Origin of the sequence: Paenibacillus sp. FSL R7-0204 (genome assembly GCF_038002225.1) — a bacterium.
In the GTDB taxonomy this organism is placed as follows: domain Bacteria; phylum Bacillota; class Bacilli; order Paenibacillales; family Paenibacillaceae; genus Paenibacillus_AQ.
The window spans coordinates 1773256-1798302 of record NZ_JBBOCA010000001.1 but is presented as its reverse complement, the minus strand read 5'-3'; the positions used below and the strand labels follow the sequence as shown (position 1 = coordinate 1798302).

At 41.4% G+C, this 25047-nt stretch carries 25 protein-coding genes; 1 reads left to right on the top strand and 24 read right to left on the bottom strand.

Going from position 1 to position 25047, the window contains the following annotated elements; all coding sequences use genetic code 11:
• Nucleotides 1-92: 92 nt before the first annotated feature.
• Complete coding sequence (locus MKX42_RS08090) at nt 93-1019, bottom strand: helix-turn-helix transcriptional regulator (protein ID WP_340752055.1); 927 nt, start codon at nt 1017-1019, stop codon at nt 93-95.
• A gap of 176 nt (nt 1020-1195) precedes the next feature.
• On the opposite strand from MKX42_RS08090, the gene MKX42_RS08085 reads away from it, so the two are divergent.
• Complete coding sequence (locus MKX42_RS08085) at nt 1196-1891, top strand: nuclear transport factor 2 family protein (protein ID WP_340752054.1); 696 nt, start codon at nt 1196-1198, stop codon at nt 1889-1891.
• Nucleotides 1892-2144: 253 nt separating this feature from the next.
• Here MKX42_RS08085 and MKX42_RS08080 read toward each other — a convergent pair whose 3' ends face one another.
• The 23 genes from MKX42_RS08080 to yihA form a co-directional block, all read right to left on the bottom strand.
• Nucleotides 2145-2795 (bottom strand): YdcF family protein, encoded by a 651-nt coding sequence (locus MKX42_RS08080; RefSeq protein ID WP_340752053.1) that lies wholly within the window; start codon nt 2793-2795, stop codon nt 2145-2147.
• A 3-nt stretch (nt 2796-2798) separates the two neighbouring features.
• On the bottom strand, nt 2799-3794 hold the full coding sequence (gene rfbB / locus MKX42_RS08075; RefSeq protein WP_340752052.1) for a dTDP-glucose 4,6-dehydratase: 996 nt from the start codon (nt 3792-3794) through the stop codon (nt 2799-2801).
• A 41-nt stretch (nt 3795-3835) separates the two neighbouring features.
• The gene (gene rfbC / locus MKX42_RS08070; RefSeq protein WP_340752051.1) at nt 3836-4396 is read right to left on the bottom strand and encodes a dTDP-4-dehydrorhamnose 3,5-epimerase; all 561 of its coding nucleotides are present in this window, start codon (nt 4394-4396) and stop codon (nt 3836-3838) included.
• A 20-nt stretch (nt 4397-4416) separates the two neighbouring features.
• A complete protein-coding gene (gene rfbA / locus MKX42_RS08065) occupies nt 4417-5295 on the bottom strand; it encodes a glucose-1-phosphate thymidylyltransferase RfbA (protein WP_340752050.1) in 879 nt (292 codons plus the stop codon).
• Between the two features lie 80 nt (nt 5296-5375).
• Nucleotides 5376-6791, bottom strand: a complete 1416-nt coding sequence (locus tag MKX42_RS08060; RefSeq protein WP_340757636.1) for an oligosaccharide flippase family protein — start codon at nt 6789-6791, stop codon at nt 5376-5378.
• 66 nt (nt 6792-6857) lie between these two features.
• Complete coding sequence (locus MKX42_RS08055) at nt 6858-7961, bottom strand: EpsG family protein (RefSeq protein WP_340752049.1); 1104 nt, start codon at nt 7959-7961, stop codon at nt 6858-6860.
• A gap of 26 nt (nt 7962-7987) precedes the next feature.
• Nucleotides 7988-8920 (bottom strand): glycosyltransferase family 2 protein, encoded by a 933-nt coding sequence (locus MKX42_RS08050; RefSeq protein ID WP_340752048.1) that lies wholly within the window; start codon nt 8918-8920, stop codon nt 7988-7990.
• 153 nt (nt 8921-9073) lie between these two features.
• Nucleotides 9074-9808 (bottom strand): NAD-dependent epimerase/dehydratase family protein, encoded by a 735-nt coding sequence (locus tag MKX42_RS08045; RefSeq protein ID WP_340752047.1) that lies wholly within the window; start codon nt 9806-9808, stop codon nt 9074-9076.
• Complete coding sequence (locus MKX42_RS08040) at nt 9809-10855, bottom strand: polysaccharide biosynthesis protein (protein WP_340757635.1); 1047 nt, start codon at nt 10853-10855, stop codon at nt 9809-9811.
• Nucleotides 10856-10961: 106 nt separating this feature from the next.
• Nucleotides 10962-11777: a hypothetical protein gene (locus MKX42_RS08035; protein ID WP_340752046.1), complete on the bottom strand. Its 816-nt coding sequence runs from the start codon at nt 11775-11777 to the stop codon at nt 10962-10964.
• Between the two features lie 67 nt (nt 11778-11844).
• Nucleotides 11845-13047 (bottom strand): glycosyltransferase family 4 protein, encoded by a 1203-nt coding sequence (locus MKX42_RS08030; protein WP_340752045.1) that lies wholly within the window; start codon nt 13045-13047, stop codon nt 11845-11847.
• Nucleotides 13048-13079: 32 nt separating this feature from the next.
• Complete coding sequence (locus MKX42_RS08025) at nt 13080-14216, bottom strand: DegT/DnrJ/EryC1/StrS family aminotransferase (RefSeq protein ID WP_340752044.1); 1137 nt, start codon at nt 14214-14216, stop codon at nt 13080-13082.
• The gene (locus tag MKX42_RS08020) at nt 14216-14854 is read right to left on the bottom strand and encodes an acetyltransferase (RefSeq protein WP_340752043.1); all 639 of its coding nucleotides are present in this window, start codon (nt 14852-14854) and stop codon (nt 14216-14218) included. Before MKX42_RS08020 ends, MKX42_RS08025 begins: the two co-directional genes overlap by 1 nt.
• 27 nt (nt 14855-14881) lie before the next feature.
• A complete protein-coding gene (locus MKX42_RS08015) occupies nt 14882-15502 on the bottom strand; it encodes a sugar transferase (protein ID WP_340752042.1) in 621 nt (206 codons plus the stop codon).
• A 99-nt stretch (nt 15503-15601) separates the two neighbouring features.
• A complete protein-coding gene (locus MKX42_RS08010; RefSeq protein ID WP_340752041.1) occupies nt 15602-16651 on the bottom strand; it encodes a stalk domain-containing protein in 1050 nt (349 codons plus the stop codon).
• Nucleotides 16652-16653: 2 nt separating this feature from the next.
• Nucleotides 16654-17334 (bottom strand): hypothetical protein, encoded by a 681-nt coding sequence (locus tag MKX42_RS08005; protein ID WP_340752040.1) that lies wholly within the window; start codon nt 17332-17334, stop codon nt 16654-16656.
• A gap of 23 nt (nt 17335-17357) precedes the next feature.
• The gene (locus MKX42_RS08000) at nt 17358-19190 is read right to left on the bottom strand and encodes a polysaccharide biosynthesis protein (protein ID WP_340752039.1); all 1833 of its coding nucleotides are present in this window, start codon (nt 19188-19190) and stop codon (nt 17358-17360) included.
• A gap of 41 nt (nt 19191-19231) precedes the next feature.
• On the bottom strand, nt 19232-19918 hold the full coding sequence (locus MKX42_RS07995; RefSeq protein WP_036726012.1) for a CpsD/CapB family tyrosine-protein kinase: 687 nt from the start codon (nt 19916-19918) through the stop codon (nt 19232-19234).
• On the bottom strand, nt 19899-20681 hold the full coding sequence (locus MKX42_RS07990) for a YveK family protein (RefSeq protein WP_340752038.1): 783 nt from the start codon (nt 20679-20681) through the stop codon (nt 19899-19901). Before MKX42_RS07990 ends, MKX42_RS07995 begins: the two co-directional genes overlap by 20 nt.
• Before the next feature lie 87 nt (nt 20682-20768).
• Entirely contained in the window at nt 20769-22790 is a 2022-nt protein-coding gene (locus MKX42_RS07985) for an S-layer homology domain-containing protein (protein WP_340752037.1), read from the bottom strand.
• Between the two features lie 85 nt (nt 22791-22875).
• Nucleotides 22876-23658, bottom strand: a complete 783-nt coding sequence (locus MKX42_RS07980; RefSeq protein ID WP_340752036.1) for a tyrosine-protein phosphatase — start codon at nt 23656-23658, stop codon at nt 22876-22878.
• 101 nt (nt 23659-23759) lie between these two features.
• On the bottom strand, nt 23760-24347 hold the full coding sequence (locus MKX42_RS07975; RefSeq protein WP_340752035.1) for a non-ribosomal peptide synthetase module: 588 nt from the start codon (nt 24345-24347) through the stop codon (nt 23760-23762).
• Between the two features lie 30 nt (nt 24348-24377).
• Nucleotides 24378-25043, bottom strand: a complete 666-nt coding sequence (gene yihA, locus MKX42_RS07970) for a ribosome biogenesis GTP-binding protein YihA/YsxC (protein WP_340752034.1) — start codon at nt 25041-25043, stop codon at nt 24378-24380.
• Nucleotides 25044-25047: the final 4 nt, after the last annotated feature.

Sequence of the window (25047 nt, the reverse complement as noted above, 5' to 3'; positions counted from 1 at the left end):
TCAATAACGTAGACTGCTGCAGATTAGTCTAATCCGTGAACTACAGGCAACCCGTTTGCCATAAGGGCAAAAAAAAAGAGACCCTAGGGGTCTCATAAGGCAGGGCCACCCTTTCGATTCAAATTCCCTATCATCACCTCTATCTTGCTCATCACAGCATCCCGTAGACTTTCAGGCTCCATCGCTTCAATAATCGGGCCATAAGAGAGAAAGTAATTTGAAAGCCAATCTCCTTCGGGCATGGATGCATTAACAGTAAAAGATCCATCTTCATGTTTTGTTATTTGTTTTTCACTAAAGTCATCGTATATTCTATACGCTCCCGCCGGAGAGATCTTTAACCGAATATCAATAAATTTCTGAAATTGATTATCTGTCGCTTCAGCCTCAGATTCCACTAATGTCTCTTGCTCCACAACCTCTTCAGTGATTTCGATATTTGCCATACGGGATATTTTGAATGTTCTGTATGTTCTTTTATCATAGCAATACGCTTTCAAATACCATGCCTTATCCTTAAAAATCAACTTAAGCGGCTCAACCCTGCGTAAGCTTTTCACACCTGAGGTATTGAAATATTCAAATATAATAATATGTTTGCTTATAATTGCCATTTTTAGTGCATTGAAATTTTCTTTGTTTCTTTCATCACTTCCCCAGGGAGAAAAGTCCAATTCAATCCAATTCACATCGCTCTTTTTGAAAAGGCTGCTTAATCGTGAAAGAATAGTCTCAATTTCCGGATACCGCGCTGCTGATAGATTCTGCAAGGCGAGCAGTATTTCATCCTGTTCTTTTTCAGAAAGTAACGACTTGTTTAGTATAAATTTGTCAAGAATGACGATTCCGCCGCCTCTGCCTTGATTCGTATAGACAGGTATGCCAGCACTGCTTAAGGTCTCAATATCGCGATATATGGTTCTAACCGATACTTCAAAACGGTCGGCAAGCTCTTGCCCCGTAGATTCTTTTTTCTCCAGCAAGTAATAAACAATGCCGAAAAGTCTGCTGATCTGCATTCAATCACCTCAATTCAAATACAGTATATCGTTCTAAACACGACAGCGGTGTGTCATATTCACATATTTATTATTAATCCAAAACCAGACGGGCTGTTGTCAGGTTTTGTCCTTTATATTAAGAACTGTAATTGAGCTGCGGCGTTGTCCGCACATTATAAAGGAGAATGATGATTATGATAAACAAAATCCAATTCCCCCGACCGGTTGAGGAACATTTTCATGCGACAAATACAAATGATCCCGCGACCTTCCTTTCGATCTTTGCCGAGGATGCCATTGTTTTCGACGCTGGCAAAGAATATCACGGGAAAACCGCTATCAAAGAGTGGAGCGACCACGACTATTTCGGAGTAGGCTTAAGACTGGAAATCAAAAATGTTGTTGAGAATGCCAAGGAGATCGTTGTTACCGCACAATCAGACGGAAATTACGACAAAACCGGACTACCTGACCCCCTTTATTTTGATTTTCATTTTACTGTGGATGGAGATAAGATTACACGCCTGCACAATGTTCTTTCCTCTAACAGTAAGGCAATTCCTTTACCGCAGCCTATTGCAGCCTATTATCATGCCTCAGATATCTGTGACGACGACCTTCTCGCTAACTGCTTTGCAGAGGATGCCATATTAGTTGACAATGGAGAAGAATTTCATGGTCCCGAAGTTATCAGCAAGTTTATTGTGAAGGCCAACAGGGACGCCGCGGGTAGGACTGAAGTCAACAATTGTGTGGAGAAAAATGACGAAACGGTGGTCACCGCCACGATTTCAGGTAATTTCAAGGGCAGTCCAATTCCACTGGATTTCCGCTTCAAGCTTAATAACGGGAAAATCAAAGCCTTGAATATCGTAGTGTCAGGTGTATAAAGATGATAGTGGATAATTAAATTAAGGTAAATCAAGATAAAGAGCAGGTTATCGAAAAGATAACCTGCTGCATATGAACATCGTCTATGTCTTCTTTGTTAGAATCCTGTTATTATATCCGGCAACTTCCGGACAGGCAATCCCGCCAGCTTCGCGGCGTTATGATTCAGCAGAAACACCTAGTAGTCACATAAGGTCTCTGTCGTCCTGGTATCACAATTGCAAAGCTGCTGCCTCTACTGTCCCCCCTGCTTCAACCACTGCGGAACCAGCGCTTAATCTGCTCCAGCGACCCCTTCGCTTCCGGGCCATTGTAGCCGAAGGCATTGCCAATCATCTTGATATATTCGTTAAACGTCATCTCCCGGCTATACCGGTCACTCCACCACGTCTTCGCGTTATAGCCCGAATCCGCCCCGATATAAGTCAGCGCAATCCCCGACTTCCTATACACATGATCGAAGATAATCTTCACCCGCCGCATATGAAAATCCGACGACACCACAATCGCCGACTTGAAGCCCTTCTGCTTCATGATCGGGAGCGTGAGCTGCGCGTTCTGGTAGGTGCTCTCGGCAGCGTCTTCCGTCAAGATAGCAGATTCCGGGATGCCTAAGGAGAGGGCAGTTTCGCGCATGTCACCGGCAGAGCCGGCCCCCTCCTTAGCGTTAGACAACAGGAGCTGCGGCGCATAGCCACTTTGAAACAGCTTAACCCCTTGCTCCACCCGCCCTCCCCCGCCACTGAGGACGATAATGACATCGGCCTGCTTGGGAATCTCCGAGAGCGGAAGGAAGCGTCCCGCACACAGGAACAGCAAGAGCATTAACAGAAGGGGCAAGAACAGAAAAAGAATTCTTTTTCTGCGCTTGCCCATCTTGGTCCTAGTTAGGTTACGGCTCATAAGCTACTTCCGGTACTCGCCGCTAAGAATCTGTTCCCACCAATGTGCATTCTCCGTATACCACTGGATGGTCTGGGCGATCCCAGTCTCGAACGTGTACGTAGGCTTCCAGCCCAACCGCTCCAGCTTCGTTGGATCAATCGCATAACGTTTATCATGACCCAGCCGGTCGGTAACGAATTCAATCAAATCCTCAGATTTCCCCAAAGTATGAATAATCGTCTTCACAACCTCAAGATTGGTGCGTTCATTATGCCCCCCTACGTTGTACACCTCACCGCTTACGCCCTCATGCAGCACCAAATCAATCGCAGCACAATGATCCCACACATGCAGCCAATCCCGGATATTCACGCCATCTCCATAGACAGGAACCTTCTGCTCATTCAGAACCTTAGAGATCGTAAGGGGAATGAGCTTCTCCGGGAAGTGATAAGGGCCATAATTATTAGAGCAGCGGGTAATGTTCATCGGTAAGCCGAAGGTTTCGTGATACGCACGGACTAACAGATCAGATGACGCTTTGCTGGCACTATAAGGACTATTAGGCTGCAAAGGCGTCTCTTCCGTAAAGAATACCGTAGGGTCCCAGTCCAACTCACCATACACTTCATCCGTAGACACATGAACGAACTTGGTCACTCCAATCGCACGGGAAGCATCCAACAGCACCTGGGTTCCCATCACATTCGTGCGGACGAATACCGCCGGATCTGTAATAGAGCGGTCCACATGACTCTCAGCTGCGAAATGTACCACATAATCAAATCGCTCCCCTGCAAAAAGAGACTGAATAGCCTCACGGTCCGCAATATCCGCCTGAACGAAGTGGTAGTTATCCCGATCCTCAATCTCTTTGTGCTTGGTGAGGTCACCAGCATAGGTTAACAGATCCAGGTTATAGACATCGTAATCGGAGTACTTATCAATAATGTACTGCACGAAATTTCCGCCAATGAAACCGGCACCTCCGGTGACCAGCAATTTCTTTCTATTCATCAATTACACCTCAGAATCATTCAATTGAATTTCGACCTGCTTCAGGGAGTATAGGTAAAATTCAGAACACCGTCTTGCAGCAACGGAGCCTGCTCGTCTTTGCCGGAGAGAACGGGCGTAACGTGGAGGGGCCACTCAATCCCGATAGCCGGATCATTCCAGAGAATGCCGCCATCACAGTCTGGAGCATACAGCTCATCACACTTATACTGAACTTCAACATCCTCGGTCAGCGTCATGAACCCGTGAGCGAACCCTTTGGGAATCAGCAGCTGCTTCTTATTCTCCGCGCTTAGTTCAACACCGAACCACTTTCCATAAGCGGGACTGCCTGCTCTGACATCCACGGCCACATCGAAGATGGCTCCACGGGTACAACGCACCAGCTTGGTCTGAGCCTTGGGATTGAGCTGATAATGCAGGCCGCGCAAGGTGCCCTTAACCGCAGAATAGGACTGATTATCCTGTACAAAAGCAATATCGATGCCCTGCTCTCTGAACTTCGCATCACTGAACGTCTCCATGAACCATCCCCGGTGGTCCCCGAATACCGCAGGTTCAACTATATACACGCCTGGAAGCGCCGTTTCTGTTAACTTCATATCCTCTACACCTCTACTGCTTAATATTGAATTTTCCCGGTAGCAACCTTGATCAGGTACTGGCCGTAGCCAGTCTTGCTTAGCTTCTGCCCGCAACGGAGCAGGTGCTCCTTCGTAATCCATCCGTTAATATATGCAATCTCTTCGAGCGCGGCAATCTTGATCCCCTGATGATCCTCAATCGTCCGGACAAAATTGGTGGCATCCACCAGACTCTGATGAGTCCCCGTATCCAGCCAGGTAAAGCCGCGGCCCAGGAGTTCCACATCCAATTCTCCCATCTTAAGATATGCTTCATTAATAGAAGTGATCTCAAGTTCACCCCGGGAAGAAGGCTGCACGTTCTTGGCAATCTCCACAACACGGTTATCATAGAAGTACAGACCCGTAATCGCATAATTAGACTTAGGCTGTACCGGCTTCTCTTCCACACTCAGTACCTTGCCTTCATCATTGAACTCCACCACACCGAACCGTTCCGGATCATGGACATGATACCCGAACACAGTCGCCCCCTGCGCCTTCCCGGAAGCACGCTGAAGCATCTTACGGATACCATTCCCATAATAAATATTATCGCCAAGAATCATAGCCACAGAGTCATTCCCAATGAACGATTCGCCCAAAATAAAAGCCTGAGCCAAACCGTCAGGACTGGGTTGTACTATGTATTGTAGAGAGATCCCAAACTGAGAACCATCCCCCAAAAGACTCTCAAATCTCGGAGTATCCTCAGGTGTGGAGATGATAAGGATATCTTTAATTCCGGCTAGCATTAAGGTGGATAAAGGATAATAGATCATGGGCTTATCGTAAACAGGCAGTAACTGCTTACTGGTTACCATGGTTAACGGATAGAGCCGGGTGCCGGAGCCACCTGCTAGGATTATGCCTTTCATAACTTCACTCCTCTGCTAAATACATTTATACAACTTACGACTATGAGTTTCCAAAATATAAAAATTATTATTAAATTATATTAGCTAATATGTTTTTTCAAAAAGTAAACAGTAGTTTTTATTTTTTTTCTAGAGCAAATTAAATATATACCATAACAAAATAAATATATGTAAAACCCTTTAAATGGTCCTGTAAACCAAGTAGCACTCACAAAAATCAGAACTAACAATGCTTCCTCTGCAACTTTCACTAGTGCCTTTCCTCCTAGCAACTTTATTAAGTAGAATTCCGAAAGAATACTCCTAAATGCTATTGCTATTACTGAAGAAAGTACGACTACATATATATCATGAATTAAATAGCCACCTAGCACAGCAAGTAAAATGCTTAATGATAAGGATATAAGATTAATTTTAAGTAATTTTTTTTCTAAACGTAAAACTTTAAAATATGTAGTGCATAGCAAGTTCATTTTTCCTTCATAAACACATAATGGAAGCAAAAAAATTAAATATACTAAACTTTCTTTATATTGTGGTAGCCATAAGTTCAAAACATAATATAACGGCATATACACTAGAAGAAATCCCGGCAAAGTCCATCCTAGTATTTCACGTGAAATCCCAAAAAATTTTTTTTGCTGTTCTTCTTTGCTTTGTCGAAGAGCGGGAAATAAAACCATACTTATTTGAGCAATAAAAGAAAGCAAAAAAGTTGCTAAAGTTACTGCCAGCGAAAAAACACCAAATACTTCAATCCCCCAATTTTTATCTACTACAAACCTACCACTACCTAAAATAAACAAACCTGCGACATTTGAAAACATCAAATTAATTCCAATGGATATATTTTTATAAATCTCTTTGAGTATTTTTTTTGAAAAGTGCGGTTTAGAAACGATAATTGTTTTCCCATTCCATATTAAGAAGCCTATTGAAGCCAACTTTCCGATAATATCCAAAATAACAAACCAGATAAAATTATCATTTTTACAAATCAGAAGTATAATTACTACAATAATAAACCACAGTTTGTCTATTATTACTGATAGAGAAAATAATTTAGTTCTATTTACAGATTGGAAAATGTAACCAATAAAACCAATTGCATTAATCAAAGGCAAATAAATACCCGTAGTTACAATTACAAACTGACGCTTCCAATCATCAATAAATAACAAACTATAGATGATAAAGGAGCACCCTATTACACAATGGAAGATAAAAGCTATCCAGAATTGAGAACCTAAAGATTTATAGTCTAATCTTTTATACTCTTCTCCACCGAGTCTTAAATAAATACCATCGTTCAGGCCAAAATGAAAGAATCCTAGATACGTCATATAAAAAATTGATAACTGCCAATAGCTAAACTCCTCAACGCCTAATATCTTTGGCACAATTAGCGATAAGATCACACTTAGCAAAAAAGAAATACCTTGTGCCGAAAACGCATAGAAAACATTAGTTATTACTGTGGAAAATCTCTTGTTCATTTTCAATTTAATAAATCTCCAATTTACGAACTTTTTTGGTATATATCATTAAAATGCCTATAAATATCATTTTTTAAAAAAATTAAATATGTGATTTTGTTCAAAAATAGGGTAAAAGACATCACTACCACTCATATAATAGGCAAAAAGCCACTCTGAAAAAAACAAAAACACTATTGTTGCTATTTTAAAAATGATCATTTTTTCATTTTTACTTTGAGTCACCGCAATAGAAAACAAAATATAACTGATAGGAAGAATATTTCTATAAAGTCTTATAAAATCAACCGAAAAAAACAATAACGGGTATACACTAAGTATTATTATATTCATCTTATAAATAACATCTGCTATTTTGATAATTATTAAATCCTCTTGAGTACATAAATCAGTCACTTCTTTTTCATGAATGTTATCTCTAATTTGCTTATATGAAAATCGCACCAATTGAAAACCTATAATAAAGTAGAAAAAATACCCTATGCGAGTTATGATACTAGTCTTTGTAGAAAAATAACTTACACTTCCTACGAATGGTATAGAATAGCCACTCTTCATCAAGAAGAGCATAAACACTAAAAAAGCTGTAATCAAGCTAACCCAATTCACAAGCTTCTTAACACTCTGCATTTTAGCAAATAATAGAATCAAGTAGAATAAACCTACACTTTGAAATGAGGCAGCTAAAAATACAAAAAAAACATACTTAAATTGGTCAACTTTTCTAGACGAGAACAAATAGCGTATCCCGAATATGATAAAGGCCATAGCCATGAAATTCCGTATCTGCACAATATCCATTAAAAAAGGATAAATAAAATACAATGCTAAAACGTAACCTGGCTTATTTGTGAATTTTATAATTGTACTTCCAATAAGTAACAATCCAATTAATGAATATATAATAAGAAACGTATCATAATCCACACCAAGAGAGAACATAAATCTGCAAAAATAACGATATCCAATTTCAAATTGTTCAAAATACTCATAAAAAACATTATATGAACCTATGGAGTAATATGTTTGTTGGTATCCATAATAGTCAGCATTCCATCTATTCCATCCAAAAAGCAACCACATAAAACAAAAAAGTATAACAAATAGAATTTTCGATTTTTTTATCTTCAAACCTAAAACTGCTAATATTCCCGCTATAAAATATTGCACTTATTTCCTCTCCTAAAAGCAATCTTTTAAATTGAATAATTCCGAAACATTTTTTTTAGTGTACTTTGAAAATATAACTTAATATTGGTTCTGAAGTTCTGGTGTATTAGACACAAAGTAATGTACTTGGCTGTTCTTATAATATATAGTGGGAATAATGCAGTTTTTGACGTTTTTAGATATTTTCTAAAGTAGTAAATTTCACTCTCAACTAAACAAATATATGAGAATGCCTTAATATGCTTAGTACTCTGACCATGAACATGTGTGACTTCACTGCTAGGGTAATAAACGGTTTTATAACCTTTTTCCTCCATCTTAATTCCAATAATCAACTCTTCTTGGTATAAAAAAGTTTCTTCATCAAAAGGAGTAATATCATGAGCACATTTTTCACTCATCATAAAACAACATCCAGATACAGAATGAACCTCAAATGGTTTGGTTAAATCTTGATCTAAAGCACAAAACTTTCTTATGAAATTCTTCACAAAACTTGAAAATATAGTTTTCCTAAGTAAATACATATATTTTTCTTTTAATCCCGTTTTTATTCCCATATTAATCATTTGTAATTGACCATTAGCCAGAAAAATTTTAGGGCCTACAATACCAACTTCCTTATTAAGTTTCAAGAATTCTTGTAAATTATAAATACTATTGTTTTTTAATAACACATCATTATTTACTATTAATATTTCTTGACAGCCATCTGAAAGAGCCATCTTTATTCCACTATTATTACCCGCAGAATATCCATCATTTGTTTCTCTTTGAATAAACGTAATTCTATTTTGCACTAATAGAAAGTTTTCTACATCTCTATTCATCCTATTAGGTGAAGCATTATCCACCACATATATATGGTATAAAGTCTTTTTTTCGTTCACAAAAATACTCTCAATACATCTAATAGTATCTTCCCAATTTATATAATTAAGAATTATTATTCCTATCATAAATATCTCCAATTTTAAAATAAAGTTTTTTTATGGTTACTTATAAATATAAGAGGAATCTCACTTATTACCCCAACTCCAAACTTAATTAAGTTTCATTTATAACTCGCTTGACTTATATTAAAACACAATGTTTTCAGGAAATAAATTTCATCATGGTACATAACTCAAATATGTTATATATAGTTTTCGTGAAAATTCATCTTCGAATAATTGTTTTTGCTCTATATCTCTATTTTTCTTAAAATCACCTAATAAATTCACAATTTTCCCCAAGCTTTTTCTGTATATAGGTTCAATGTAACAAAATCCGTCTATTGAAGTAACTTCTCCATTTATAGCTCTTAAGAATTCCTTTATAACATCATCTATATATATAAGACGCATCTCAGTTGAAGGATCGTTAACTGTTAAGGGTAACTTATGTGCAACGTTATAACAAAAAGTAGTAACTGCACTATTAAAATTTGGTTTCCCCCATTTACCAAATATATTAGTCAGCCGATAGATATATACGGCAACACCAGTTTCTTGATTATAATTAATTAATTCATTTTCACTTGCTTTCTTACTGATACCATATATATTATCTAATTCAGCTTGAATAGATGACGCAAGTATTATTGGGCTCCTATTATTATATTTTTTCAATTTTTCAAGTATTAAAACTGTCGTTTCATAATTCCCCTTCATAAATTCATCATTATTTTCCGGTCTTTGAATACCAGCTAAGTGAAAGATCACATCACATTCTTTGCAAAAAAAATCAATTTCTTCATTGAAATTTTCACGTGTACATTCAAATATCTGATTACAACTTTCTTTTTTTAATTCAGCTACAAGATTTTTCCCTATAAAACCATTGGAACCAGTAATTAGTATCTTCAACTATCTCCCCTCCCATGCTGCTAATTCTATTTTAATCTCATCGATTTCTAGGAGTCTTTTTTTTATCTCTTCAACTGTAAGTATTTTTGTATTACTTGAAGTATATTCTTCTGCTACAGTAATTTCGGATGAACCATTTTCTAGATATTTTTCATAATTCAAATCTCTATTATCGGCAGGAATACGATAATATTCTCCCATATCACTAGCCTTAGCTGCTTCTTCTCTAGTCATCAACACTTCATACATTTTCTCGCCATGTCGAGTTCCAATAATTTTTATTTCATTATCAACTTGAAATAATTCTTTAATAGCTTGTGCAAGATCGCCAATATAACAAGAAGGAGCTTTTTGTATTAATATATCTCCTGTTTCCGCATTTTCAAACGCAAACATTACTAACTCCATTGCTTCTTCAAGACTCATAATGAAACGAGTCATCAAAGATTCAGTAACAGTTAACGGTTTTCCACTTTTTATTTGTTCTACAAATAAAGGAAGAACTGATCCTCTTGAGTAGAGTACATTTCCATATCTAGTACCGCAGATAAGAGTTTTATCTGGTAATACTGTTCTGGATTTAGCTACGAATACTTTCTCCATTAAAGCCTTAGAAATCCCCATCGCATTTACTGGATAGGCTGCTTTATCAGTTGAAAGGCAAATAACTTTTTTCACTCCTGAGTCAATACATGCAGTTAGTACATTTTCTGTACCAACAATATTAGTTTTAACAGCTTCCATAGGAAAAAATTCGCAACTTGGCACCTGTTTTAATGCTGCAGCTTGAAAAACATAATCAACACCTGACAATGCACTCTTCAAACTTTGTAAATCCCGTACATCCCCTATGTAGTATTTAATCTTATCATTTTGATAGTGTCTGCGCATATCATCTTGTTTTTTTTCATCTCTTGAAAAAATTCTTATTTCTTTTATGTCAGTGTTTAGAAAACGTTGAAGCACTTCATTTCCAAAGCTTCCTGTACCACCAGTAATTAACAAAGTTTTATCTTTAAACATATCAAGTTCCTCTTTCTTTACAATTATATTATTAGATAATCTATTAAAACAAAATTCATTTAAAATAATATTCAAATGGGTAATATGATTTAAAACATGTAGTTAAAGTAAGGGAAAACAATATTCCTCATTAATTATCTGATGTGAATGTAAATCCTAGCTTTGATAAATTTCTCTTTAATAATCTTCTAGACTCATTTGAAAAAATCGGGCTCAAGGAAGCACGTGCATTAATGCTCAAATTATTTTTCAAGGAAAGAACGCCTCTTGCTCCTTTATCAATGAAAATCCCGTTTTGTTTAAAGTACTTTAAGGTTTTCGGAACCCACTTACCTTTAATAACTCCATTATGAATGTCAATGATTCCCCTTGTATCAACTACGCAATCTTTAATATCTTCAGAGTATTTATCTTTCACCTTTTTCAAATGATTAATTTCCACTGTCCAAGCCGAACAATCAACATCGCCTAAATATTTCTCGAAAAACTCTTTTTCCCAGATTGCAGCCTGTAAGTTAACTCCATATGCTTGATTATCAGCTATTGGTGATAAGTACTTATATTTTTTGTGTTCAAATTTACCTTTAGGCTGATTTGTTATTCTATAATATACAATTTTTTCGGAATTCATAATATTTAGCGCTTCGGAAATTACGTTTGTATTCACATGTTTTCCAATGTAGTAGTCTTCTAACATAAACAAAATATATTTTTCTTTAATTTGACCTAGTGCTAATTTCACTCTTCCTGACCAGTCTTTTTCATTACCTGCATTGATAACAGTTACTGTATTCCCGTATTCTTTACTAATTGTATTATTCACAAAGTAAACAGGAAAAGGAGAATCAGACCAATATTTATAATAAAGTGGAAAAAAATATTCAGCGACATCTACATACGCATCACAGGAAACAACTAAAATAGCCATATCAGCATTTTTCTCCAAACTAACCATCCTCTAATTTCTTATTTTCAAATAAAATTAAGCTATAATCCAAATACTTACTTAGAAATCATCCCCCCTTGTTAATTGCCTCAAGGATGATTGGATAAGTTTGTGCTCTATCAAATTTTTCTTCGGCTAACCTCCGACTATTCAGTCCCATTACCTTTCTTAATTCATCATTTTCATATAATTCTTTTAGTTTTGCGGCCAAATCATCTGGATCATTGTTATTACAATTAATCCCCATTTTATAATCATCGACTAATTTCTTATATTCCAAAGACTCTTGAGTATTTAGTACGGGGAGACCAGCAGCAGCATAATCACCATGTTTATTTATTATACTCTGAGCCGCTCTTGGACTAATAGGATTGACAGCAATATCACATTCTATTAATATGCCAGTCATAGCACCATAATTAAGTCTTCCTAGGAAATCAGCTGCAATCTTCTTTTCTTTTGCATATGCTTCAAACCTATGCTTAAGCGGACCATCCCCTAAAACTTTAAATTTAATATTTTCTATACCCTGATGTTTAAGTATAGATACCGCATCGATTACGCAGGTTAAGTCATAACTATGTCCCAAAGTACCAACATACACAAGCCAAAACTCATTCTCCGGTTTATTAATTATTTTATTTTTTTCAGCTAACCTATCAAATGTCTTTAATTCAGTACCTAAATATACACAATAAGGCCTATTAGATTTTTTGTTAACTCTCATAGCTCTTTCCACGTAAGTATTTGATACTGCAATAATTTCATCAGCAGATTTATAAATAAAGTTTGCTCTCATTTGCATTGGTAAGAAAAATATTTTTTTCAATATAGGTACATTAAAAATCATTTCAAATGCTTCGGGCCATAAATCTTGAATATCAAGGACTAAATGAATCTCATGCTTTTTTGCGTACTTGGTTACAACTCTAGCCACATCTAGTGAAGGAACAGCACAATATATTAAATCCGGCTTTTTACGCGATTGTAAATACTTCCTCAGTCTTCTTCCCATCACAAAATGACTACTGAATCTATTTAATGATACATTTTTCAAGTAACTTGGTTCGGCAATGTATTTTATTTTATAATTCAAACTTTCTTTTAAAATATCTTTTTTCTTTTTTGTGTTATGGGAAAAATCCGAAGTTACAACTTCAATATTATACTGAGATTTTGATAACATATTGGCAATATAACTAAAACGATTATTTTCACTGGTGCCTAAATCGCCAAAAAAATGTGCAACTAGAAGTATATCTTTTGTCACAATGTTTGCCCCTTTTATCGTATATAAAAAAACTAAATACTTTTAAACAACTTAAGAAGAAGTTTAATAACTAAACCTATTTGGGCTTCACTTAAGTCACTTCCAGAAGGCAAACAAATACCATCTTCAAAAACTTTTTCTCCTAAATCAGCTTCAAATCCCTTAAAACACTCATATTTTTTAAAAATAGGTTGAAGACTCATTGGTTTCCAAACGGGTCTTGATTCGATATTGTTTTCTTCTAAAAATCCGATTATATCATTGGGCCTAACCTGGCTCTCTTTTTTAATTAATACAACTGTGAGCCAATAATTTGAAGAACTGTCTTTTGTAACTGGTAGGAATACAATTGGTAGTCCCTTGAGCTTTTCTTCATATAAATATCTTATCTTTCTTTTGGATTCTATGCGTTTTTCTAGAACTTCTAATTGTCCTCTGCCTATTCCTGCACAAATATTAGACATCCGATAATTATATCCAATTTCCTTATGTTCATAATGTTTTTCTGGTTCTCTCGACTGTGTAGCCCAAAAACGCATTTTCTTAATTGCAGCCTCATCGTTTGAAACAATCATTCCTCCACCAGAGGTAGTAATGATTTTATTTCCATTAAATGAAAAAATATTAATGTCACCAAATGTACCACACTTTTTCCCTTTATAGGTGGCACCCAGCGCTTCTGCTGCATCTTCAATTACTGGTACACCATATTTCCTGCATAAAGGCAAAAGTTGATCGTAGTCCGCGCTTTGTCCATAAAGATCTACGATAATTATAGCTTTGGGCATTTTATCTTCCTTTAAGGCCCATTCAAATGCTTTTTCTAAAGCTACAGGTGACATATTCCAAGTTTCCGGTTCGGAATCAATGAATACTGGATTCGCGTACTGGTAAAGAATCGGATTACAACTTCCTGCAAAGGTTAAATCTGAACAGAAGACATAATCACCAGGACCTACACCAAAGTATTTCAGTGCCAGGTGAATTCCTGCTGTACCTGATGACAAGGCAAGCCCATGCTCCATGCCAACATAGTCGCAAATCTCTTCTTCGAACTTATCAACGTTAGTGCCTAAAGGAGCAATCCAGTTACTATCGAATGCCTCCTGTATGTATTTCATTTCATTTCCACTCATATGTGGAGGTGACAAATATATACGCTCCTGCATTACATTTCATCTCCAAAACATTTTTTTATTTGTGCTGGTACACCTGCTACCATTACACTATCAGGAATATCATTAATTACTACAGCGCCAGCGGCCACAATCACATTCGAGCCTATAGTGATATTATTTACAACCTTCGACCCTACACCTAGCCAAGAGAAATCATTAATTGTAACTGTACCGCTAATATTGGTGCCAGGAGAAATATGAACCCCATTCCCAATCACACAATCATGATCAATCGTACTTGAAGTATTAAGGATGCATCCCTTTGCGATTCTAGCATCTGCATTGACCACAACACCAGCGAGAACTACAGTACCGGGCTCAATTTCACAGAATTCACTTAATATGCTGGAGGGATGAATTATTACAGGGATTTTGTAGCCCGCTTGTTCAAGTGTAGCCAGCCAAATCAACCTATTGTAATTATTCCCGATGGCAACGATCGCGTTAGAATATGTCTCTTTATGGTTAGGATAAGTATCGAAACCTCCAATAACAGGAATCCCTATCACCCTGTTAAGAGTACTATCATTGTCCAAAAAGGCTATCTCGTCCCATAGACCAGTAAGCATAGCCGTTTCTGCGATAACCTTACCATGTCCTCCAGCCCCCAAGATCAATAAGTTTCCCAATGAAGTCACCTGGCCTTGATAGAATAATCAGCTTTCAATTGTATTGCCACCCGTAAAGACTGGCATCGTATCTGTCTGAGAGTTGTTAACCCCTTCTCTAATCAAAACATTCTTAACCGTTTTCCAGAAAATATTTATATCAAGTTTTAAATTAATATGATCAACATACCAAACATCATAGTCGAACTTTTCTTCCCAGCTGATTGTGTTTCTTCCATTCACTTGAGCCCACCCTGATATCCCTGGTGTAACGTCATGTCTACGATTTTGTTCAGGTGTATAATATTCAAGATATTTGACTAACAGAGGACGCGGTCCAATGAAGCTCATATCCCCCTTAAGAATGTTAAACAATTGGGGCAGTTCGTCAATGCTCGTCTTACGCAAAAAAGAACCTACCTTAGTCATTCTTTGGATATCGGGCAAAAGTTCCCCCTGCACATCCGTCTCTAGAGACATTGTCCTAAACTTGTAAACCGTGAAGATTTTGCAGTTTTTTCCGGGGCGTTCTTGCTTAAATAAAGCAGGCCCTCTTGAGCTAATCTTCACAGCTATAATTGCTGCTATCATAAAGGGCGAACTTAGTACAATAAGCACACATGCAATGAGCCAATCAACAACCCTCTTTACTACTAAATATGGCCTCATTCACTATCAACCTCTGTTTTCAGATATTGAAAATAGCGGATGTTAAACCGCCATCTTCTCGACAATTTCTCTTCTTTGTTAAGTCTATTTCAACACCTATTATTTCCCCATACGTTCAGCAATTGCTTTTCCTTCATTTAACTCAGACTCAAAAGCCGCTCTATATTGAGCAATAATAGCTGTGCTATATCCATTAGTGTTTAGTTTTTGTTCAGCGTCAGTGATTATACTGTTAAATGAGGCTTTAAAAGAGGCTAGTTGCTCTATCCCTTTGGCCTTGATACTTTGCTTGGTTGCAGCATCTGTAGCATTCACATATTCCAAGGCAATTCCAAACAAAGTAGAAGTACTTTGTGACTTTAACGCACTTAACTTCGCTTCAGTCTCACTAGTGATACTCTCATAAGAAACCTTACCAGACCCTGTTCCTGCCGATCCTGAACCACCGGCTGCCCCAGCTGGTTCAGCCGTTGGGGTTGCTGCTGGTGCCGGTTTTGCACTTGCAGATGGGCTAGTTCCCTTGTCGGTTGGCTTCGCAGAAGCTGTATTTTCTTCGTAGTTCTTGGAATTTGCTGTTATGGTCTTTGTTTTAGGATTCCAGCTAATGGAATTTCCTACAGATTCCGATAAGAATCTTAGAGGGACATAGATCGAGCCGTTCAGCAGATAACTGGACTGGACTGCGGGCAATGCCTTCGTGCTCCCGCTAAATACATAACTTGCATTAACGTTGTTCAGGGTAATATTCTTGGTTACAAAAGAAGGACTGGAAGTCGCATTCATCAGGTATTCCTTAATGACTACCATCTCTGAGCTGCTTGGCTCAGCTACGGTTACCTTCAAGTTCTTGGCATCCCAGCTTACGCTCTTCTGCAGCGCATACGACATGAAGCGCAAAGGGACATAGGTAGTGTTATTGTACATGAACACATGTTGTCCAACTGGCGGCTGTAGTGCAACACCATCGAATAGCATGGTTACATCCACATTCTGTACTTTGATGGAATTGGATTCTTTGATGGGAGCAGCTGTAGCAGTGGATACAGGAGTAGCTGCCGCTACAGTAACCGGAGCCGATGCTGTCAGGGGCTCACAACCCATTAAGGCTAAGCTCAGAAGTGCTGCTGCTGGAATCTTGATCTTGAACATGCCTATTCACTTCCTTTTTCTTGGGCTTTGAGTTGCTCTTCTTCAGCTAGGATCTGATCACGGGTCTTGCCTTGGCTCACGCCGTACTTCTTGGCAATCTGAGCAAGCTCGTTATACTGCTCCTCTGAGACCTTGCCGAGGATAATGCTGCGGGCTTCCCGCTTCTCTTCAGTTGTTAGTCCGCCTTGGGCTAACTCTTGCAATCTCTTAATATCTGCTACACTGAGCTGCGCAGCTACGATCGCTGCCACATTCGCTTTATCTGTGATCGTTACATTCTCTTGAACTTCCTTGGCCTTGTCCGTTGAAATGTGGGCTAATCCATCCACACCCGCAGGGGTTGGAGCAGGAGTGCTTGCAGGCTTGCCATTACTCACCGGCTTGTCCGTGCTGGCAGCTGCCGGATCAATGGCATTACCGGATGCAGGCGTGCTATCTGGAGCAGAGCTTGAAGCCGGAGCAACAGAAGCTGATGGCTCCGCAGACGGATCGCTATCTGCAACTATAGGCTCAATCACTTGTCCTTGAGGGACACTGGGCGTATTTCCAGCTTCTACATCGAAGCCGCCTGCCATGGAGTTCATGAGCTTATCGACAGCATAATTGGCCGCGAATAGCCCGCCAACACCTAACACGACGACGATTGATAGCGTCCAGATCAACACTTTTTTCCATCTTTTCACATCAGGTACCTCCACATCTCTAATTAGCTAATAGCTGCCTGGATGACTGGCTGCATCGGTACGATTTGGTTAATCACTTCGCGGATGGCTTCCGCATCTTCGGTAAGAACCCGTTCTAACCGTTTGAATTCTAGCTCCATCTGGCTCTGAGTAAAGACATTAGGTCTGCCGATAAAGATCCGGTCATGCTGAGTGGAACCCAGGTTCTCCTCATCAGTCAGCAGTTCTTCATACAGCTTCTCGCCTTCACGGATACCTGAGAAGGTGATGTCGATGTCCTTGTAAGGCTCGTAACCGGACAGTGTGATTAAGTCCTCGGCCAGAGCCAGAATCTTAACCGGTGCTCCCATATCCAGGACAAAAACTTCTCCGCCATTCGCGAAGGAGCCGGACTGAATCACCAGTTGAACGGCCTCAGGAATAGTCATGAAATAACGAACCATCTCCGGATGCGTAACGGTTACTGGTCCCCCAGCTGCGATCTGCTTCTTGAAGGCTGGAATAACACTACCTCGACTGCCAAGAACATTTCCGAATCGAACTGCCGAGAACTTCGTTTGGCTTGTGGCATTTAAACTCTGCACGTACATCTCTGCAATCCGTTTCGTGGCTCCCATGACACTGGTTGGATTAACCGCTTTGTCTGAGGAAATCATCACGAAGCGCTCTGCACCATATTTGTCTGCACAGTCAGCTACATTGCGGGTCCCGAAGACATTATTCTTGATGGCTTCGGAAGGGTTGCGCTCCATCAGAGGAACGTGCTTATGTGCTGCCGCATGAAAGACGACCTGCGGCTTGTAGCTCTGGAATATATCCATCAGCCGGGTACGATCCTGAATATCGGCAATCACGGTCACGATCTCTAAGTAAGGGAAGCTCTTGCGCAGTTCCATCTCGATTGTATAGATACTGTTCTCGCCATGTCCTAGAATCAGCAGCTTGTCCGGTGCAAAAGGAGAGATCTGGCGGCATAGCTCTGATCCGATTGAACCGCCTGCGCCCGTAACCAATACAGTCTTGTTATGAACATAGCCTAGAATACTGTTCATGTCTGCCACGATCGGCTCACGGCCCAGAAGGTCTTCTACACTGACATCGCGCAGCTTCTTGACAGAGATCTTGCCTGCGATCAGGTCATTCAGTGCCGGGATAATCTTCAGCTTCGCGCCTGTAGCCTTGGCCAGGTTAATAATCTCGGATATTTCAGTTCTGGAAACTGAAGGCATGGCAATAATAATCTCATGAATATTCTTCTCCTTCACCAGACGCGGCAGATCATATCTATTCCCCAAGACAGGCAGTCCCAAAATAGACATATGATATTTATTGGAGCTGTCGTCAATGAAGCCCACCAATTTCGTATCTGCGAATGAAGGACCCATCATTTCCTTGGCAATTAGCATTCCACAATCCCCGGCTCCGACGATTAAAGCATGGGTCTCTCTATTCTTGTCATTAATCCGTTCCTTTCGAAGGAATCTCCATAGGAAGCGGATACCACCAACCAGAACTAGAGTGGTCTCCATAATCCGAACCTCTACTCCAAAGGGTACACGCGCCGGTAAAATTAATAGAGCTATACCATAAGCTATTATTGCCCCAGTTATTATAGCCTTGAGGATAGATACTATTTCACCGATACTGGCATATTGCCACATCCGTCGATATAACCCGAAATAGATCAAATTCCCTCCGATAGCAACTGTAGAAATTATTCCAAACTGGATCATTTGTACAACATATTCATGCGGAATGCCATCAAAGAAACGGAACATATACGAAGTGACTACACTAAACCATATGATCGCAATATCAATTAGAAACAACATAAACACTCTGGTTTTCGCTGTCATTTTCAGTGCCTCCAAAAATAACAATTTATCTATTAAACAATTTAATTGCCATAGTAGTAATAGTAGTAGCCTTCGCTGGCCTTGCGCTTCACGTTGTTAAGAACCACGCCCAGCATCTTGGCCCCGACCCGGTCCAGATTGGCCTTCGCCTTAGCTGCAATATCGCGCTTCACCTTACCGTAGCTGACCACCATGATTACGCCGTCACTCTTGGAGGCAACAATCTGTGCATCTGTAACGGCCAATAGCGGCGGTGTATCAATCAGAATGACATCATATAACTGGCGCAGCTCCTGCAGCACTGCACTCATCCGGTTGGAGGCCATCATCTCCGCAGGATTCGGAGGAATCGGGCCGGATGTCATCAGATACAGGTTGTTCACACCGGATTCCTGAATCACATCGGACAGATTCGCCTGCTGCGAGAGCAAGGAGGACAACCCATACCGGTTACTCAGGGAAAAGGTCTTATGCGCTGTAGGCTTACGCAGGTCACCGTCAATCAGCAGCACCTTCTTATCCGCTTGCGCGTAAGCAGCGGCCAGGTTAGCGGTAACGGTTGACTTCCCTTCCTCCGGTCCGGAAGAAGTGACCATAATGATCTGGATCTGTTCATCTACAGAGGAGAAATCAATGTTCGTGCGCAGTGCCCGAAAGGCTTCGGATACCGGCGAACGCGGGTTGGTCACGGTGATCAGATGGCGTTGTTTATTTGGCTGCTGTGACATGCTCTAGTTCCCCCGCCTTTCTGCTCTGTGTCTGAGCCTGCTGCCCGGTGGTCTTGGTTTCTTCCTGGCCCAGCCGGGTAATCATAGCTATAGTCGGAAGTCCAAGGTATTTCTTAATGTCGTCTTCTGTCTTCAGCGTATCATCGAGATACTCCAGCAGGAAGGCAATTCCAAGACCGATCATCAGGGATACGATAAAAGCAATCGCGAGGTTCATGACCACATTTGGCTCTACCGGTCCGGGTGCGACTGGCGGATTAAGCTTAGCTTCGTTGAGGATAGACACATTCTGTACGTTGAACAAGGACGGAATCTCCTGCTTAAATACAAGGGATATGGCATTCACGATCTCTGCAGCTCTCTTGTATGAATTATCTCGAACGACAAGTGTCATCACCTGCGTATTATTTACGGAACTCACGTTAACCTTCTTCAGCATTTCCTCTGCCGTAATCCCGAACTCAGGATAGTTCTTGGCCACAACATCGAGGATCGCCGGAGTCTTGATAATTTCCTTGTACGTATTGATCAGCTGAATGTTGGTATTAATCTGATTCAGATCCAGCTGCGCCGCCGTAGCTTGGGTAGGCGTCTGATTAACAATGATCTTCGTTGAAGCTTCATAGACCGGATTCTTGATATATAAGCTGTAGATCCCGGCAAGAACACAAGCCACGATAACAATGCTGATAATCATCCACAGTCTCTTCCTGACAATCTGGAAATAATCGCGCAAATCCAATTCTTGTGCTGACAAGTGCATTTCCCTCCAAGCTGTAAATTCTTATATTCTTCAAAAAAGTGCCTCCTCTCTAAACGACGAGAGGAGGCTCTCCACAATACTATTTACTTACTTGAAGTTGATCGTGCGGTAGATAATCACTGCAGCTTCAGCACGTGTAGCTGTGTTGTTAGGATTGAACTTACCGGCGTTGCCGATAACCAGGTTATTGCTGGCTGCGAAGGCTACTCCGTCTTTCAGGGAAGCAGCGATCTTGCCTGCATCGGAGAACTTGCTCAGGGCGCTGGCATTCGTTGCAGCTTCCGGCTTCTGCGACTTCACGGCACGGGCAATCATGGTTGCCATTTCCGCACGGGTAATCGTTGCACTAGGATCGAACTGGGCTGCACTGCGTCCAGTAATGATTCCCTTCTCAGCAGCAACAGCTACGTAAGGAGCATACCAGGCAGTGGAGCTTACATCGCCGAAGCTCTGCTTCGCGGAGTTATTCTCCAGGTTCAGTGCGCGGATCAGCATCTTGGCGAATTCTGCACGGGTTACATTGTTCTTCGGAGCAAAGTTGCCGTTGCCTACGCCTTCAATAGCGCCCTTGGCTGCTACGACTGAAATCTGTCTTCCAGCCCAGGCTTGTACACTGGCAATATCCTTGAAGCTGACTTTGTTCTCCAGTACAGCATAGGAAGAGAAGACAGGACGCGGTTCAATGATATGTTCGCCGTCTACAACACCACCCTGGTATTGCAGTTCTTCGTAGACTACCTTCGCAACGGACAGCAGTTCACGGTCAAGGCCTTCTGTATTCTTAAGCGGCAGCTTGATGATGATTGGCTCCTTGAAAGTGGTTGTAACCACACCGCCCACAGTCAGTTCGAAGTCATATACGCTGGATGCCAGCTTCATGCTGGACAAGGAAGTTACGGTTGTATCTGCTACAGTGGAAGTGGTCAGTGCAATAGATTCACTGAACTGTCCTACCGGAATCGTTACGGTCAAGCCGTTGAAGGTAATGGCAATGTTGGCAATGCCTTTCGCCTTGGCTGCTTCGATGATTGCTTTGGACAATGGAGCCTCTACTGTTGCCGCGTTCACTGTACCCAGGTCCAGGGTAAGGGTAAGACCTGTCTTACCGGCATTGGCTGCAACCAGTGCATCAAAGGATTTCAGTACGTCAGCATCTACAAGCTTCAGGGTTGCTTTGTCGCCTACAACCGTTACCAGCTTGGATACATCGTACAGACCTGGTGTAGCTGTAGGGTTCGTAACTGGAGTAGTTACTGTGCCGTTGCCGCCACTAGTGTTGCCACCAGGGGTTCCAGGATTAGGTGTTACAGGCTCGTTAATGTAAGCTTTCACATAAGCTAAAGCAAGAGCCCTTACTGCTGGCGCAGCTGTTGGAACTCTATCCTTCAGGTTCTTGAGACTGAGCTTAATATCTCCTGGAGTAATGTTAAGGTTGTAGACTACCTGGCTTACGGTAAGGCCACCCTCAATTGTGTTGTGATTCAGAACCTTGGTAATAGCTTCATCCAGCAATGTATTCAGAGCATCATCAGTGCTGGAAGCATTAAGAATCAGGTTCATTAAGTCAGTTTTGGACTTATTGCTGATCATTGCACGAAGTTCAGCTTCAACGCCTTTGTCGCCGAACAGGAATTCAGTGAAGTCTTCAGCTGTAAGATTCTTTACGCCAGCCTTAGCTGCAATCTTCTTCAGCAAGGCAACGTTGTCCATATTGTAGCGGATTTCCTTAATTGCAGTGTAATCCTTGTCATACACATCGTAGACTACACTGGATACACTAGTGAAGGCTTTATGAGCAGTTGCAAGATCATCAGTATCCAAGGCAAGCTTGGAAAGCACTGGTTGGAAGATCTGTTCGAAAACTGCAGCGCTGATATTGCCTGCTTCCTTCTCGTATGCTAGAAGTGCTTTTTTATCGTTTTCTGTAAGCTGAGCATAAATCTTCTCAACCTTCGCCTTCACATCTGCCTGCGATACTGCTGCTGCGGAAGCTGTACTCACTCCAAAATGCTCAGCCAGCCCCTTGCTGCTGAACGGGAATCCGGCAACGGATGCCGCTGCCATGCTTACTGCTAGTGTAGATACTGCCAATTTTTTCTTCAAAGTCACTTGTCATCCACCTCTGTGTATGTATTTTTATATAAATAGAACATAAATCCAGTAATACCCATTCTACCACCAAAAGTTAAGTAGGTCACCCCTTACGAGAAAAAAATCCGAACAATCTATGAAGTTTGCTGGCAGATTGAATAGGATTAACTCGATTAATCTCCTTATTTGTAAGGATATCGTGCGAATTTTGTAGAAAAAAGTCGAATGATTCTTCTCCCAATTCTCGCCGCACCACCCCGTAAGCCTCGCTTAATCCAAAGGGACGGTGCACCGAATCATGCGCATCTGATGCAATAATATGCACGGCGTGCTGCCGGCATAATTCGAGCGACAGCTTCTGCAGCTTACTCCCGAAGACGCCGGCCATGCTCTGTGCAGTAACCTGTCCCAGAGCGCCAAGCTCTATTAAGCGCAGCAGCTTGGACGGATCGGCAGCAACCTCCGCATTACGCTCCGGGTGGGCGATAACCGGCACCATTCCCTGGATGACCAGTTCATGGCAGGTCTCTTCCATCGTGCGGGGCAATCGGGAAGAGGGCATCTCCAGCAAAATATACCGGGAACCGGCAAGCGTCAGCAGTTGTCCCCGCTCCAGATCATCGAGCAGCTCTCCGTAGATCCGGATCTCCTGCCCCGGCAGCACGATCAGCGGATTGCCTGCCTCCTGCAGCTTCGCATTCAGCACCCGCACCGCCGCTTCAATCTCCGGAGCCGGATTCATATAGACTCCGTTCGCATGGTGGGGGGTAGCTACTACAGTTGTAATACCATCGTTATGGGCGTCAAGCGCCATGGCGAGAGCGGCATCGTAATCAGCGGCTCCGTCATCCATGAAGGGTAGAATGTGGCTATGGATATCTATCATATGTTGTTTATCGGTCCTTTCGTAGAGGATATGTATAGTTTTCGCAAAAAAATACAACCATTTCACTAGGAAATGATTGCCATCTTTTGAAACAATATCACTTACGCTTCCAGTTTGAACAGCCGGCAGGCCGCCTCTGCAAGTCTCTCATCTACTTCGTTTATTACTGCCTGTTGCTGACTACGGTTGCGCAGATCAAGCAGTCTATTAACTTCTTGACGGAGCTGCTCAATCTCACCTTCTACCGTCTGACGCTTGTAGACAGCCAGCATCTCTGCTACTGAATATTTATGCTGATAGATCAGCTTGGTGCCTTCCGGCCTCACTTCCGAGATCCGGCGCACCGAGCCGCCCTCATAGTAATACATCATCGTTAGATCCTTATAAATGCGGTTTACGGTCCCCGTGCCCTTATACATGAAGAATAATTTGCGGACTGCATTAATCAGATGAGGATTCACCACCCTGCAGGACAAGGAACCCATATAGATGCCGCCTTTGCGTTCAAAAGACAGATGGACCTCCTCGCCTCCGGCCTCCTCCAGCACAATCTCCTGTTCGCCCGCGCCAAGTACCTTGACACGGTGACTGATATAGCTGGTGTCGGCGGTCAGCAGGAACTGGTTCAGCTGAAATTCGGTCAGTTGCATCGTTGCATTCACATATTCCATCGCCAGACGCTGAGCCATAAACATCCCTCAATTCTTAATGACAAACCCTTAAGTCTCGGAAGGCGCTTCGTGCTGCGGTTCATCCCCGGAATTCGGATCATCCGGTTCTGCCGGAGGCTCTTCTTCGGTGGGTAGAGTCTGTCTATCTATAAGTTCCCATAATTCGTCTTTGCCAAGTCCAATCTCTGATGAATACGCAATGAAGCTGTCTCCGGGCAGCACGCCGAGCTCCTGCTTCATGATCTTAATATGCTTCGGCCAGCGGGTCTTCGGAATTTTGTCCGCTTTGGTAGCCACTACGCAGAGCGGCAGATCATAGTGCTTCAGCCAGTCGAACATCATTTTGTCATTGGCCGTCGGCGGGTGGCGCAGATCTACGATAAGCAGGACCATCTTCAGCGTCTCGCGTTCCGCCATGTACTTCTCGACCATCTTGCCCCAGGAGGCGCGCTGTGTCTTCGAGACCTTGGCGTAGCCATAGCCCGGAAAGTCAACGAAATACATGCTCTCATTCACACGATAATAGTTCATATGCTGCGTCTTGCCCGGTGTAGAACTGGTACGGGCCAGATTCTTGCGGTTAATCATCCGGTTGATCAGAGAGGACTTCCCTACATTGGAGCGCCCTGCCAGAGCAATCTCCGGCAAGGCATCCACAGGGTATTGGTCAGGGCCTACGGCACTGATTATAAATTCGGCGTTGTTAACTTTCATAAGA